This is a genomic window from Shewanella kaireitica, from assembly GCF_023284045.1.
GTDB lineage: Bacteria > Pseudomonadota > Gammaproteobacteria > Enterobacterales > Shewanellaceae > Shewanella > Shewanella kaireitica.
In genome coordinates this window covers 126016-141634 of record NZ_JAKIKQ010000009.1, presented here as the reverse complement: position 1 = coordinate 141634, position 15619 = coordinate 126016, and the positions used below count along the sequence as shown (strand labels likewise).

The 15619-nt window shown below is 43.8% G+C and carries 10 protein-coding genes; 7 read left to right on the top strand and 3 right to left on the bottom strand.

What is annotated here, in order from left to right; translation table 11 throughout:
* Positions 1–5: 5 nt before the first annotated feature.
* Entirely contained in the window at positions 6–4454 is a 4449-nt protein-coding gene (gltB, locus tag L2730_RS12975; protein ID WP_248974974.1) for a glutamate synthase large subunit, read from the bottom strand.
* 487 nt (positions 4455–4941) lie between these two features.
* Between gltB and mnmL the strand changes: the two genes are divergently transcribed.
* From mnmL to oxyR, 3 genes are all read left to right on the top strand, one after another.
* Complete coding sequence (gene mnmL, locus L2730_RS12970) at positions 4942–5862, top strand: tRNA modification radical SAM protein MnmL/YtqA (protein WP_248974973.1); 921 nt, start codon at positions 4942–4944, stop codon at positions 5860–5862.
* 648 nt (positions 5863–6510) lie between these two features.
* Positions 6511–6876: an Hpt domain-containing protein gene (locus tag L2730_RS12965; protein ID WP_020913823.1), complete on the top strand. Its 366-nt coding sequence runs from the start codon at positions 6511–6513 to the stop codon at positions 6874–6876.
* A gap of 331 nt (positions 6877–7207) precedes the next feature.
* Positions 7208–8116, top strand: coding sequence for a hydrogen peroxide-inducible genes transcriptional activator OxyR (gene oxyR, locus L2730_RS12960; protein WP_248974972.1), 909 nt, complete (start codon positions 7208–7210; stop codon positions 8114–8116).
* A gap of 73 nt (positions 8117–8189) precedes the next feature.
* On the opposite strand, the gene L2730_RS12955 is transcribed toward oxyR, so the two are convergent.
* Together L2730_RS12955 and mutH are read right to left on the bottom strand one after the other, a co-directional pair.
* A complete protein-coding gene (locus tag L2730_RS12955) occupies positions 8190–9266 on the bottom strand; it encodes an adenylate/guanylate cyclase domain-containing protein (protein WP_020913821.1) in 1077 nt (358 codons plus the stop codon).
* A gap of 123 nt (positions 9267–9389) precedes the next feature.
* Positions 9390–10061: a DNA mismatch repair endonuclease MutH gene (gene mutH, locus L2730_RS12950; protein WP_248974971.1), complete on the bottom strand. Its 672-nt coding sequence runs from the start codon at positions 10059–10061 to the stop codon at positions 9390–9392.
* A 691-nt stretch (positions 10062–10752) separates the two neighbouring features.
* Between mutH and rppH the strand changes: the two genes are divergently transcribed.
* The 4 genes from rppH to L2730_RS12930 all read left to right on the top strand — a co-directional run bounded on the left by rppH (position 10753) and on the right by L2730_RS12930 (position 15365).
* Entirely contained in the window at positions 10753–11274 is a 522-nt protein-coding gene (gene rppH, locus L2730_RS12945) for an RNA pyrophosphohydrolase (protein ID WP_248974970.1), read from the top strand.
* Between the two features lie 19 nt (positions 11275–11293).
* A complete protein-coding gene (gene ptsP / locus L2730_RS12940; protein WP_248974969.1) occupies positions 11294–13531 on the top strand; it encodes a phosphoenolpyruvate--protein phosphotransferase in 2238 nt (745 codons plus the stop codon).
* A 100-nt stretch (positions 13532–13631) separates the two neighbouring features.
* On the top strand, positions 13632–14432 hold the full coding sequence (locus L2730_RS12935; RefSeq protein WP_248974968.1) for a sulfite exporter TauE/SafE family protein: 801 nt from the start codon (positions 13632–13634) through the stop codon (positions 14430–14432).
* 81 nt (positions 14433–14513) lie between these two features.
* Complete coding sequence (locus tag L2730_RS12930) at positions 14514–15365, top strand: thymidylate synthase (RefSeq protein WP_248974967.1); 852 nt, start codon at positions 14514–14516, stop codon at positions 15363–15365.
* The last annotated feature ends 254 nt before the right edge of the window (positions 15366–15619 follow it).

The window sequence follows — 15619 nt, the reverse complement described above, 5'->3', positions numbered from 1 at the left end:
ATTCATTACCCCGCTCTGACTGCTAGTGCAGGTTCTGGTTGCGCTAACTTTAATAGGTCGTCAACTGCAACATTCTTAGGCTTCACCAAAATGAAGCAATCTAGCCAGTTTTCGAAATCATTTAAGATCATCTTGGCATGTTCGCTGTTGGTCTCTTTAACATGCTGCTCAATCAATTCACGCAGGTGTTGCTGTTGAATTGGCGATTGTACTTTGTGAGTGTCGACCATCTCGGTGTTAACGCGGCGGTTAAAGTGACCAAATTGGTCGAAGATATAGGCAAATCCGCCCGTCATACCTGCGCCGAAGTTAACCCCTGTTTGGCCAAGTACCACTACGATGCCGCCTGTCATGTATTCACAGCCGTTATCACCTAGGCCTTCTACGACAGCAATTGCGCCGGAGTTACGCACAGCGAAACGCTCGCCTGCTTGACCTGATGCAAACAACTTACCGCCAGATGCACCGTACAAACAGGTGTTACCCAAAATGGTTGAACGTTCGGTTTTGAAGGGGCTGCCCAGTGGCGGATAAACTGAAATCTTACCGCCTGACATGCCTTTACCGACGTAATCATTGGCATCACCGCAGAGCATCAGCTCAAGACCAGGAGCGTTCCACACGCCGAAGCTTTGACCTGCACTGCCATTAAACTTAAGCGTAATTGGCGCTTTGGCACCGTCTCGTCCCACATGAGTGGCAATAAATCCTGAAAGGCTGGCACCTACAGAGCGGTCGGTATTGTTAATATTGAAGATTTCACAAATGGGCACGCCTGCTAATACCGCTTCTTTACAGTCTTCAACTAGGCGTTGATTAAGTTGGCCTTGATCTGATGGCGGATTAGTCTCGCGCCAAGTGACTGCTGAGGTAGCAGGTACTTCAGGTTTATACAAAATTGGCGCTAAATCGAGTGCTTGCTGTTTAGCGGTTTCGCCATCAATGGCGCTTAACCAGTCGCTGCGGCCAACAAGTTGCTCAAATTCGGTAACACCGAGATCTGCCATGTACTCGCGGATCTCTTGTGCGACAAACTCGAAGTAAGTCATTACTCGCTCTGGTAGACCGTGGTAGTGCTCATTACGCAGCTGTTTATTCTGGGTCGCGACACCTGTAGCACAGTTGTTTAGATGACAGATACGCAGGTATTTACAGCCAAGTGCAATCATCGGCACGGTACCAAAACCAAAGCTCTCTGCACCAAGTAGCGCAGCTTTAATCACATCTTTACCGGTTTTTAAACCGCCATCGACTTGCAGGCGGATTTTATGGCGCAGACCATTGGCAACCAGAGATTGGTGTACTTCAGCTAAACCTAACTCCCAAGGGCTACCGGCATATTTAACCGAGGTGATTGGGCTTGCACCTGTACCGCCGTCATAGCCTGAAATGGTGATCATATCGGCGTAAGCCTTAGCAACACCTGTAGCAATGGTACCGACGCCAGGCTCTGATACCAGCTTGACTGAAACTAGCGCCTTCGGGTTAATCTGTTTTAAGTCGAAAATTAGCTGTGCTAAATCTTCGATAGAGTAGATATCATGGTGCGGCGGCGGTGAAATAAGCGTGACACCTGGGCGAGCGTTACGCAGCGCGGCTATCTCAACGCTAACTTTATCGCCTGGAAGTTGTCCACCTTCACCGGGTTTCGCACCTTGCGCCACTTTAATTTGCAGCACTTCGGCATTGACCAAGTAGTGCGCGGTGACGCCAAAGCGACCAGAGGCTATCTGCTTAATCGCTGAGTTACCTTCGCTGTTAAAGCGGCGTGGATCTTCTCCGCCTTCACCTGAGTTTGAACGGCCGCCTAGACGGTTCATGGCAACAGCGAGTGCTTCGTGCGCTTCAGGGCTTAATGCACCAATACTCATGGCGGCACTATCAAAGCGAGTGTAAAGGGTTTTAGCAGCTTCAACGTCTTTAACGTCGATTGCAGATAAGTCACCTTCGACCTTAATTAAATCACGCAGGGTCGCAATAGGGCGGTCATCAACCAACTCGGTAAAGCGTTTGTAGTTTACATAGTCTTGGTCGCGCAGGCTGGCTTGCAAGGTGTTAACCACATCAGGGTTAAAGCAATGGTATTCGCCGCCTTCAACATACTTAAGTAGCCCGCCTTGTGAAAGCTGTTGATGCGCTCTAAAGGCATTCTTATGTAACAACTGTTGGTCTTTCTCAATAAGCTCAAAATTAGCCCCCTGAATGCGACTAATCACGCCGTTAAAGCAAAGGTCAACCACTTCATCAGCTAAACCTACAGCTTCAAACTGCTGGCTACAACGGTAAGATGCCACGGTACTAATACCCATCTTAGACATGATCTTACGCAGACCTTTGTCGATACCTTGACGGAAGTTAAGCATCAAGTCTCGAGTGTTCTCTACGCCGTTGCGTTGGGCAAGATCTGAAATGCACTCATACACCAAGTAGGGGTAGATGGCGGTCGCGCCAAAGCCGAGTAGTACCGCAAAATGGTGCGGATCTCTGGCTGATGCCGTTTCTACAATAATGTTGGTGTCGCAGCGCAGGCTTTTAGTGACCAAAATCTGTTGTACTGCGCCTACTGCCATTGCCGCTGGGATAACCTGTTTAGATTTGGCGGTAGCTCGGTCTGACAGGATCAGCAGCGTTGTACCTGTTCGAGCTAGACGCTCTGCTTCGTCACAAATACGCTTAATAGCGGCTTCAAGCCCCTCTGCTAAGTCGTAGTTTAGATCGACAGTATTAGCGCGATAGTAGGTGCTATCCAATGCCATTAGCTGATTAAAATCGCTAAAGAGTAGCACTGGTGAGTTGAACATTACGCGGTAGGCATGACCGGTTGTTTCGTTAAATAGGTTTTGCTCGCGACCGGCACAAGTCGTTAATGACATCACGTGTTTTTCACGCAATGGGTCAATAGGCGGGTTGGTGACTTGAGCAAACTTTTGGCGGAAGTAGTCATAGATGGTGCGTGACTTTTTAGACAGCACAGCCATTGGTGTATCGTCGCCCATGGAGCCAGTTGCTTCTTCCCCTTTTTGCGCCAGTACCCAAATGACCTGTTCTAACTCTTCACGTGAATAGCCAAAATGCTTCTGGTACTGCAGCAGTTGATCATCGTTAAACTCACGTTTGCCTTGATCGTTAGGACCGAAGTCTTCCGCTGGTTTTAATATCTTGCTGTTTTTAGCCATCCACTCTTTGTATGGGTGGCGGCGTTTTAGATCGTTATCGATTTCAAACGATGAGTATAGCTGACCGTTTAAGGTATCAAGTACCAGTAGTTCACCGGGGCCGACGCGACCTTTTTCTATCACTTCATCGGGAGCGTAGTCCCAAATGCCGACTTCAGAGGCGAGGGTTAAAATGCGATCTTTAGTGATCACATATCGCGATGGGCGCAGACCGTTACGGTCAACGGCACAAGCAGCGTGACGACCATTGGTCATTACGATGCCTGCAGGGCCATCCCAAGGTTCCATGTGCATCGAGTTGAAGTCGTAAAACGCTTTAAGCTCTGGATCCATCTCTGGATTACTTTGCCATGCTGGTGGAATAAGCAAACGCATGGCTCGGTAAAGATCCATACCGCCAGCGAGCAGCATCTCTAACATATTGTCGAGTGATGATGAGTCAGAGCCTGTTTCATTAACGAACGGCGCCGCTTGTTGCAAGTCAGGTAACAGCGGTGCATGAAACTTATAAGCACGGGCTTTAGCCCATTGGCGGTTACCAGTAATGGTGTTGATCTCACCATTATGGGCTAAATATCTAAACGGTTGTGCCAGTGGCCACTTAGGCGAAGTGTTAGTTGAGAAGCGCTGATGGAATAAGCAGATAGCACTTTGCAAACGAATATCTGCCAAGTCGCTATAAAAAGCGGGCAGGTCAGCAGGCATCATTAAGCCTTTATAGACGATAACTTGGCCTGAGAGGCTAGCAATATAGAAATCTTTATCGTGGTGAAGTTGCTGCTCTACTCGGCGTCTTGCCATATATAGGCGGCGTTCAAGGTCTTTTTCGCGCCAGCCAATAGGCGCATTAATCAATACTTGCACTATTTGAGGTTGGCTCGCTTTGCCAATAGGACCGAGTACGTCGGTATTGACGGGCACATCACGCCAGCCAGCGACACTTAAGGTCTCTTTTTGTAACTCTTGCTCTAGCAGGTGCTTAGTCTGTGCCGCTAGCTCTTCATCTTGGCTAAGAAAAAGCATGCCTACAGCAAAGCGACGGCTTAGGTGCCAGTCATTTTCAGCTGCAATCGCTTTAAAAAATTCAGTAGGTAGTTGCATTAATAATCCGCAACCATCACCTGTGCGTCCATCTGCGGCAATACCACCACGGTGCTTCATGCGGTCCAATCCGTGAATCGCGGTACGTACTATACGGTGACTCGCTTCACCGTCCATTTGAGCAATAAGCCCAAACCCACAATTGTCCCGTTCAAAACTTGGATGATATAAGCTCATTGGTATACTCCTAACCTCAACTGACTACAACACGGGAGATAACGCAAAAATATTCTATAGATATTCACCCGAATCAATCAAATTAACCTTAAGTTTGCTAAAGGTCAAACCAATTTATTGCATAACATTTAAGCATTGTTAGTTAATTCATACGCTTGTATGACTGGGTTTACCTTTACGTAAACTGTAAAATGTTGCCTATAACCTTATGAATAAAAAGAATTTTAAATTTACCTCTTGAAGCTGTTTACTAATTTGTAACAACTGGGGCGATTATTGTCGATTTGAAGAAAGTGATTTTTATTGCAAATACAGTGAAATGATAGTCACTTTCATTCTTGACTATTTATGCAGAAGCGACTGTTACTTATGAAATAATGTTTACCAGATAAAGATAACAGCGAAATTACCGTTATTTGAGCTAGCGCTAATAAATGATTTAAAGAAATGAATAGAATGGCGCAAATTCTTTGGTGGGTGATTAGCTTTGGGCTTGGATAGTTACGTTAAGACGTTTGGCAGTGTGTGTAAGCAGCAGTATGGGGAGCGGATCCGCAAGCTGACGATAGATGCAAAGTTTACCTGCCCAAACCGAGATGGCACCTTGGGCAAAGGTGGCTGCACTTATTGTAACGTTGCGTCTTTTAGCCACGAGCACAAAACTGAGCTGTCCATTCAAGCGCAGTTAAGCCAAGGCCGTGAGCGATTATCAACTAAACCGTCTAAATACATTGCTTATTTTCAGGCATACACCAGTACTTATGATGAGTACTTAGTATTAAAACAGAAGTATGATGAAGCGATTCAAGATACCGATATCGTTGGTTTGTGTGTTGGGACTCGGCCTGATTGTGTTCCTGATGAAGTGATTGAACTGTTGGCACAATATCAACAGCAGGGGCTGGATGTATGGCTTGAGCTTGGATTGCAGACAGCTAATAATAAGACGTTAAAGAAAATCAATCGTGGCCATGATTTTGAAGTCTACGCTGATACTGTAAAGCGTGCTCGCGATCGTGGCATTAAGGTCTGTACCCATCTGATATTGGGGTTACCGGGTGAGGGACACGCTGATTACTTAGTAACACTTAATAAAGTACTTGATGCTGGTGTTGACGGGTTGAAGCTACACCCTTTACATATTGTAGAGGGTAGCACTATGGCAAAAGCATGGCGTAACAACAAGATGGACTTATTAGCGATAGAAGATTACGCCTTTAGTGTTGGTGAGCTAATACGTCACACCCCTGAGGATATTATTTTTCATCGGGTCACCGCCTATGCGAAAAAGCCGATGTTATTGGCACCTGATTGGTGTGCTTTTCGTTGGGATGGTTTAGTCGCTATTGTTGATGATTTAGCTGCAAAAGGCGGTCAAGGCCACTATTTGAAAACGAACCTTACTTAATAGCAATGCCATTAAGGATATGCTCAGTTAGAGCATTCTGAGGGCTTTCAATTCAAAGCGCATTGTGGAAGAAATGATTATTCCCTTTTGAGACAATGCAATGTAGTAGTGAAAGTTGTGAGACGTTCACAACGTGCGGCTGATATTTAAGGCATAGGGAAATCACTAATACAGCGGATGTGGCATTCGATATACGGCTAAATGGTCTATTTTGTTCCATACAAAATAAGACATTCCGGCTCTCCTTGGCAGTCAGATTTAGGAGGAACGAGGCCAAGGATGGTCGAAGGTAGAATAATGCAAGAGCAATTATCGAGAGCGGAGCAGGATGCCAGAGCCGAGAATAACTACTAGCGATAAGACACTGACTTGTCTAAAGTGATTTTAACTTTGGCTGAATTGTGCATCTTCAAGTGGAGCGGGTATAAGTGGCGTAAGCAACTTGTGATGCAGTTGGAACTGCACTAGCAAAAATCTCGACATATCGCACAGAGTGATGTTTTTTGATTAATAAAAAGTTAATATAAGGTTAAATTGGCAATGAATTTAACTACATATGACACTAGTTGTTGCACCTAGTATTTTAGCGGGTATTATGTGGTAAAATCGTCTTTTTATTACACGGCAATCATTTTGAGAGGTGCCTAAATGGCAACAGCTGAATTAGAATCAATTTTGGATCTTAATACACTGGAGCAGTACTGCAGTGCAATTGGCGCAGGTACGCTACTTAAAAGTGTCGTATTGTTTGAACAGTTAATGCCTGAATATGTTGGTAACTTAGTCAATGCATATGAAGCAAACGATAAGGATACTCTTTGCAGTGAAGCTCATAAGTTTAAGGGTGCTGCAGGATCAGTAGGTCTAAAGCGCATCCAACAGTTTGCGCAACTCCTTCAACATGGCGAAGAAGCTGCTTGGGCTGATGAGCATTCTACTTGGTTAAATGAAATTGTTAACTATGGCTCTAGCGATCTGCAAGAGTTAAAGCAGTATCTTGAATCAAAAGCATAAGCTCTGATTTAAATTGAGAATTTAAATATTGGAATGGCGTTGTTTAGTTCACTAAACAGCGCCATTTTTTTACTTATCTACTTATCTACTTATCTACTTATCTACTTATCTACTTATCTACTTATCTACTTATCTACTTATCTACTTATCTACTTAGCTACTTAGCTACTTAGCTATATATCGATGTTCCCAATAAATAGGTAGCCAATACTTTATTGCGACTGTTTGCGGCGGCTCACACTCTGCTAGATATTTTCAAGGATGCTTTAAGGAATCTATGGTAAGGTTAAATTGAACTATTCGATAAATAATGTCATTGGTAATCTGCTTTATGAAACATCTCCCTAGTTTAAAAAACCTGTTTTATTTGGTTAATTTACATCAAGAACAAAATTTTAATCGCGCTGCAAAAATTTGCCATGTAAGCCAATCAACGCTGTCTAGTGGTATTCAAAACCTCGAAGAACAATTAGGCCATCAGTTGATCGAACGCGACCACAAATCCTTTATCTTTACCGCTATTGGTGAAGAAGTGGTGTTACGTTCACGCAAGTTACTTACTGATGTGGATGATTTGGTGGAGCTTGTGAAGCACCAAGGTGAGCCAATGACTGGCGAAATCCGTTTGGGGTGTATTCCAACTATCGCGCCTTTTCTTCTCAGTCGAGTGGTTCAGCATTGCAAAGAGGTTTATCCAAATCTCACCCTGTTCTTGAAAGAGGACACCACCGATAGGTTGGTGGATGCGCTTGGTAAGGGTGAGTTAGATCTGTTGTTACTTGCCTTGCCTGTAGATACTAGCGGTTACCACAGTATGAAAGTGGGCATCGACCCATTCAAAATGGTTGTGCATGAAGATCTCAGTGATGCGATTCATGAACCGATTGATTATCAAGATCTGCCTGATGAAAGTATCTTTTTACTGCAGGCTGAGCACTGTATTACTGGTCATGCTATCAGTGCTTGTCAGTTAGGGGAAAGTACCAAGATTAATCCGTTTGCAGCAACAAGTTTACATACCTTAGTACAGATGGTGAATTGCAAATTGGGAACCACATTCTTGCCACAAATGGCGATAGATGCCGGGATCTTAAACAATACAGAACTAACGACTATGGCGCCTCCAGGCGATACGCCGTATAGAGACATCGGCCTTGTTTGGCGTCAGACCTCGAGCCGTATTCTGACATTTAGAACACTAGGCTTAGAGATCCAAAAGCTGCTTGAGCAGGAAGAGTAACAGATTAAAATGTTAGTTAATAAAGAGGCCGATACAAAGTATCGGCCTCTTTATTTGTAAGTATTTAAAAGCTTTATGAAGGCGCTTTAGGGGTAACGCCAAACACTTCGATTGAGTGCTGCTTACCTTTTAGTTTGATAGGTCCAAGGTTATTGAGGTTATAGCGCGTATCGGCAAAATCGAGTCGAGACTTTAAAGAGCCTGAGATCAGCATCCTTTGCCCGAGTGGATTACATTGATCTTGCAGCCTTGCTAAGGTATTGAGTACATCGCTAAAGAAGCTGATCTCTTGCTTTTGAACGCCTACAACCGCTGCGACGACTTGACCACAATGAGCTGCCGCCTTAAATTTAGGCACAAAACCATACTGCTCTTCAAAATACAGTCGTTGCCAACTTAGCTGCTGTGAGAATTCGTGATAGATATTAAAACAGCGATCTTGTTTGATGCCATCTTTTAATGGCCAATGTATGAGTACTGCATCACCCATATAGCGATAGATCTCAGCTTCGTTGTTGGTCACGGTATCAGCTAATAAACTAAAACTATCTTGGATCAATCGGCTGAACCGATAATCACCTAAAGACTCTGCGTGAGTGGTGGAGGCTACCATATCAAGGTAGAGAAATAAGCGCTGCTCATAGCGTGGTTTATGATACTTACCAAGACCAATATTAAATAGAACCCTTGGGCCGACGAGTAGAGCCATTTGTTCAATAAACGCCAAGCCTACCCTAACAACAACAAGATACGCGATTAAGGCTTGGAATGCAGGGCTGTACAAAATATGCGCAGTCAGCATTTGCCTTAGGGTTGTCATGTGGTTTTCAATGGCCCACATATTTAGGTATTGCGTGATATACGCGAGCGTCGTTGCACCAAGTAAAAGAAATAGCCCTTTAAATATGACTGAAAATACATAGGGCAGGCGGTTAATCGCACTGAAGTCGGCAATGAGGTTAGACATCCAATGCAGGCTGCCAAAAATAATCCCCATATAAATTGAAAGCGTCGCTAAATCAGCGGAACCAATGGCCCACTGTGGAAGTTCTGGAGTCTGCGCGTATCTGAAAAATACGAATGCCGCCATGGCTACAGTCCAAGCGAAAATAGCGAAGGCTAACTTCTTCGCTTGTATACGTGCTCTCACGGTTTTAGGGGTATCCAACTACTACTTTTTTACGATGGGCTAGTTTATAGAAAATCACCTTACTATATCCAGTAGTATTTGTGATCTAAGTCAAATGAATGCGAGTTTTGGAGCGAAATTTACTCAAAGTAGCCCAGAAAGGATCTTTTGGGTAAATTGAGTCTTCAAATAAAAACCGCGTGGGTTAGTTTGAGACTGTACGCCATTGTGATCAATACTCTGGGTGAGCACTTGACTGTTGGCCGCTTTAGGTCGTAACTGCAACACTTCACCATGACGAGCAGTAATGCTTTCGACTTTGCCGATAGCAATTAGCTCCATGATCTCTTCCCAGTCTTGCTTCAATAATGCAGTCTCTTCAAGAGAAGGGCTCCATAAAACGGGAGAGCCAATTTGGCGCTCACTCAATGGGATCTCTCTAGCACCCTGTACGGGGATCCAAAGTACTTGCTGCAATTTGTGGCAAACAACACTATTTTCCCAGGTTAAACCGAGAATGTTAGTGAGTGGAGCGACGGTTACATAGGTCGTTTCGAGCACTTTTCCGACTTGGTTGACTGGTATTGTTTTTAACTCTACGCCTAAATGAATAAAGTCAGGTTCAGGTTTTGAACCCGCAAGGGCGCCAAGTTCGAGTTCTATTAATTGTCCAACCCAACCTTTATGACGTTTTAGATCCTTTGGGGTCTCTACTTGATGGTAATTTGCCAATTGTCCGAGTGTTAGCCCTGCCATGGCTTCAGCACGAGACATGAGCTCTTCGAGAGTATCTGGAGGTAGTGTTGATTTTTTCATGGTGCAGATTTTACTTAAGTTTTACCGCTTGGTAAATGCGGTTAAAATTTAACCGTCAATTTCAGTTTGATAGTTATAGCGCTTAGGGTTGCTGTAACGCAATGAAAATAAAAGGTAAAATCTTTTTACCTTTTACAGCTTCATGCAAGTTGTTCAACTTACACCTGTAGTTTCCCTATTTTTCCAACATAGTTATCCACAGATTTACTGGATAACTTCTATTTTTCTCACGACTACTGTAATGAATGTGATCTGTCAATGCTATTTGATGGCGATTATTTGCTTTTTTTTGGCTCTATATACTTGCACTTGTGAATAACATCATTATCAAACCTTGTAAGTTTTACAATTTAAATCGGCTGGTCAAATTGTGTGCGATCGTAATTGCTGGCTAATTTTTTACTAACTAAGAGGTTTTTATCTTATTGTATTTTATGGCTTATTTGTTCAGTTTTAATCTGTAGTTTGAATTTATTATTGAGACTCATATTGGCGATTTAGAGAGTTTTATTGAGTTTCCAACAGAGATATCCACAGATTCTGTGGATATGATCGCGTTTATAATTATGTGCCTGTTGATAAAGTTTGGTTTTTCTTTGATTTATCCAACGCATATGCGAAACAGAGATTTGCTGCGGCGCAAGCTTTATGAAACAATCAATTCATTAATATTTAATAGTTTGGAGTCCATGTGATTGATAGTGACGGCTTTCGCGCAAATGTGGGCATCATTATCTGTAATCGCTCTGGGCAGGTTATGTGGGCTAGAAGATTTGGCCAACATTCCTGGCAATTTCCTCAAGGTGGCGTTGACGAAGGTGAGTCAGCGGAAGAAGCCATGTATCGTGAGTTATACGAAGAAGTAGGATTAAGGCCAGAACACGTGCAAATCCTCGCATCAACACGGTCTTGGCTACGATATAGGTTACCAAAGCGATTGATCAGACAAGATAGTAAACCCGTTTGTATTGGGCAAAAACAGAAATGGTTTTTGTTGCAGCTAAAAAGTAGTGAGAACGCCATTGATCTCAACGCGTGTGGTCATCCTGAGTTTGATGATTGGCGTTGGGTCAGCTATTGGTATCCAGTGAGACAGGTGGTTTCATTTAAACGAGATGTCTACCGTAAAGTAATGAAAGAGTTTGCGCCGACAACGTTGCCTTTACAGGTAAAAGAGTCACACCATAAGAGAAGAGGAATGCGCAGAAATTAGTTAAGAGAGGTTTGCGTTAGTGCTAAAAACACTCAGGGACATCACACAAGTTGTTGCTTCAGCGAGCGATCTTGAATACGCATTGGAGCAACTGGTCACGCAAACAAAACAAGCTATGTCGACAGAGTGTTGCTCTGTCTACGTTTTAGAAGAGCAGCAACTTATCCTATCGGCGACTGATGGATTAGAGCCTAGCGCTGTTAATCGAGTTAAATTACCACTGACTCAAGGGTTGGTAGGCTTAGTTGCCCAGCGCGAAGAAGCCGTCAACCTTGCTGATGCATCATCTCACCCCCGCTTTAAGTTAATCCCTGAAGTGTCTGAAGAAGCCTATAATGCGTTTCTCGCCGTACCTATTGTTTATCAAAAGACAGTGATTGGTGTCATCGTTGTACAGCAAACCCGCGCTCGACAATTCAGTGAAGGCGAGGAAGCTTTTTTAATGACCTTGGCTGCACAGCTCGCCATGGCAATTAAAGGCCTTAAGCGTCGGGGACTTGTTAATCACGGTGCGCTACAGCCTCTTTATTACGAAGGTAAATCTGCCTCTAAAGGCATCGCAATCGCCGAAGCATTATTGCTTGGTGGGCAGCTTTCTTTCGAGTTGGAAGAGTGCAAGGGCGTTAATCTTGCTCAGGAAGAGGTTCGTCTTAAGTTAGCTATGAACCGTTGTAAGGATGCCCTTGGCAGTTTATCTCAGCGCTTTGATAGAGAGAAAGATGAAGAGGCGGCCTCTATCTTTACCGCGCTATTACTGTTGCTTGAAAAAGCCAGCTTAGCTGGCGAATATATTAAGGAAGTGCGTTTAGGTTGGAGTGCTGAAACCGCAGTATGTAGAGTATCTAAACGTTATATCGCTCATTTTAATGATATGGAAGATCTCTATTTAAAAGAGCGTGCGAGTGATATAAAAGATGTTGGTTTGCGTGTCCTTAGGCAGCTCATTGAGCCTGAAAAGATCTTCTTAGAGCCTGAAACGCCTGTTATTTTGATTGTACGAGAAGCCAGCACCGCCTTACTTGCTGAGTTTCCGAGGCAAAAGCTTGCTGGAATTGTGACTGAGCTTGGTGGGGTAAACTCCCATGCTGCTATTTTGGCGCGGGCATTAGGTGTTCCTGCAATTATTGGGGTTAACGGTATTCTTAATGCCAACCTTGATAAGCGTCAGGTGGTTATTAACGCTAATCGAGGCCAGCTATTAGTCGAACCTTCATCGACTATTTTATCTGAATATAGAAGCCTAATCGCCGCAGAAAAAGCCTTGCAACGCCGTTATGCTGCCGAGTTATCGTTGTCTACGGTGACTCTCGATAGTCATCGAGTCTATCTGTATATCAATAGTGGCTTAATCAGTAGTATCGACTCTGATACTGGTTGCGACTCAGATGGTATTGGATTGTACCGCACAGAGATCCTGTTTATGCTAAAACAGTGTTTTCCTGGAGAGGCTGAGCAATTAGAGGTTTATCGCAAGGTATTGAATGCAGCGAAAGGTAAACCAGTGGTCATGCGAACATTAGATGTTGGCGGTGACAAACCCCTCGATTATTTTCCTATTGTCGAAGATAACCCTTTTCTTGGTTGGCGCGGAATACGATTGAGTCTAGATCACCCTGAGCTTTTTTTAGTGCAGTTAAGGGCGATGCTACAAGCGGCTAGTGATAGCGACCAGTTGCATGTTTTATTACCTATGGTCAGTAATCTAGAAGAGATTGATCTTGCGCTGGTATACTTTGAACAAGCTCACCAAGAGCTCACTGCCGAACTTGGAAGATCAATTCTAATGCCTAAAGTGGGCATCATGTTAGAAGTTCCTGTACTGCTATATCAATTAGATGAAGTTGCTAAGCGGGTCGACTTTGTCTCAGTGGGGTCAAATGACCTTACTCAGTATCTGCTGGCTGTTGATCGCAATAATCCGAGTGTGAATGCCCTTTTTGATAGCTTTCACCCTGGAGTGCTAAGGGCGCTTAAGTTCGCTGTTGAGCGTTGTGATGCGAATCAGTTACCTATCAGTGTGTGTGGTGAATTCGCTGGTGAACCTGCGGGGGCGTTGTTACTCGTGGCCATGGGCTATAACCAGCTCAGTATGAACCAAGCGAGTCTATCGCGAATTAACTATCTGCTAAGGCGAGTGTCTAAGAAAGAGCTAAGTGTGTTGTTAGACGATGTACTTAAGTTGACGTCTGGTGAAGAGGTAAAAGCTTTTGTGGCCGAATATTGCCAAGAGCGTGGCCTAATGGCGCTGCTTAACTAATTTGTTAGTTGCTAATTTGCGATAAGCCAATTAGCTGTTTTCTAACGTTGTCGATTGCTTTAAGCTTTGGGCATTAACAGACAAAATTAAGGGTGTTGGCGTGGAAACTTGGCTGGTAGTATTTAGCATATGTTTGGCGCTCGGTGCTGTTATTGGCTTTATGGCAGGGTTATTAGGCATTGGCGGTGGACTCATTGCGGTGCCCGCGCTATTACATATCTTGCCTAGTGTTGGTATTCCGGCAGAGCATCTACCTCATGTAGCCATTGCAACGTCACTCGCCGCGATTATTCTTACCTCTTTATCTTCTGCACGTGCTCATAACAAACGTGAAAACATTCCGTGGGAGCTTTTTAGATCCATGTTGCCGGGTTTTGTTCTAGGGGCTATCTGTTCCGGATTTATCTCTGAGCTAATTGAAGCCAGCTTTTTACAACAGATTTTTGCAATATTTGTTATCTTAATGGCCATTCAAATGGCTTTCCCATTTCGTCCTAACAGCAATCGCTCAATGCCTAGCACCGTGAGTCTATTTTTTGCGGCTGTCATCATTGCTATTGTTGCGGGCTTGATGGGTATTGGCGGTGGTGTGTTGCTTATCCCATTTCTGACTTGGTGTGGATTACAGATGCGCTATGCGATTGGTTTCTCATCAGCGACAGGTTTGCTGATCGCGTTATTTGGTAGTATTGGATATACGTTAGCTGGTTGGAATGTTGCCACGTTACCTGAAGGAACCATCGGCTTTATTTACTTACCTGCATTGGTGGGAATAGCTACCACATCGATACTTATTGCGCCGTTAGGTGCCAAGGCCGCGACGAATTGGCCTACGGTTAAGTTGAAAAAAATATTTGCAGTGTTCCTCGCCTTTGTTGGTTTGAAGCTGGTATTAACTTAAGGCTGCAACAATAGAGTCATTTTTATCATCCTTAAACTGACATTTATACGGTTTAAGATTTAATTTTTATAGGTAATAGTAATGAAACAGTATTTAGAGCTTTGTCAAAGGATCATTGATGAAGGCACATGGGTTGAGAATAGTCGTACCGGTAAACGCTGCTTGACTGTGATTAATGCTGACTTGGTTTACCACGTAGATAAAAATGAGTTCCCGCTGATCACGACCCGGAAAAGCTTCTGGAAAGCGGCGATTGCTGAGATGCTTGGCTATATTCGCGGTTACGATAATGCTGCCGATTTTCGTAAAATCGGTGCCAAGACATGGGATGCTAATGCTAATGATAACCAAGCTTGGCTCAATAACCCGCATCGTAAGGGGGCTGATGATATGGGGCGGGTTTATGGTGTACAGGGCCGTGGTTGGAGTAAGCCTGACGGTGGGTCGGTTGACCAATTACGTAAAATTGTTGATAACCTTTCTAAAGGGATTGATGACAGAGGTGAGATCTTAAGCTTTTATAATCCAGGTGAGTTTCATATGGGGTGCCTAAGACCTTGTATGCATACTCATAATTTTTCGTTGTTGGGCGATACTTTACATCTGACAAGTTTCCAGCGCTCTTGTGATGTGCCATTAGGTCTTAATTTTAATCAAGTGCAGGTTTTTACCTTGCTAGCATTAATCGCGCAGATAACTGGGCACAAAGCAGGAACTGCTTATCATAAAATCGTAAATGCCCATATTTACGAAGATCAGCTAGAGCTGATGCAAAGCGTGCAATTAAAACGCAGCCCATTTCCATCGCCTCAGTTGTCTATTAATCCAGACATCAAGTCATTAGAAGACTTAGAAACTTGGGTGACAATGGATGACTTTGAAGTGACAGGATATGAACACCATGAAGGGATCCGCTACCCGTTCTCTGTCTAGTTAATTCCGTTAGTGACTCGCTTTGGTCGAGATATTCGAAGCGAGTCAGCTTTAAAAATTGAATAATTACTCATCTATTTTAATTGCTCTTTTAGCGAGTATAGTCAGCCAGTTCAAATGCTGACCAAAAAACAGACATTAACCAACGATTAAACCAAGATTTTGTCCTCATTTTTATTTATGCACTTTTTCGATTGATATTTAGTCATCTCAAGCCCATACTGGAAACCTCGGATATTCCGATGTTTAACACT

What these genes read in the sequence shown, in the direction of transcription:
- oxyR (WP_248974972.1), top strand. Translation starts at nt 7,208, where the DNA reads ATGAAACATCTCCCTAGTTTAAAAAACCTGTTTTATTTGGTTAATTTA.
- gltB (WP_248974974.1), bottom strand. Translation starts at nt 4,454, where the DNA reads ATGAGCTTATATCATCCAAGTTTTGAACGGGACAATTGTGGGTTTGGG.
- L2730_RS12930 (WP_248974967.1), top strand. Translation starts at nt 14,514, where the DNA reads ATGAAACAGTATTTAGAGCTTTGTCAAAGGATCATTGATGAAGGCACA.
- mutH (WP_248974971.1), bottom strand. Translation starts at nt 10,061, where the DNA reads ATGAAAAAATCAACACTACCTCCAGATACTCTCGAAGAGCTCATGTCT.
- L2730_RS12965 (WP_020913823.1), top strand. Translation starts at nt 6,511, where the DNA reads ATGGCAACAGCTGAATTAGAATCAATTTTGGATCTTAATACACTGGAG.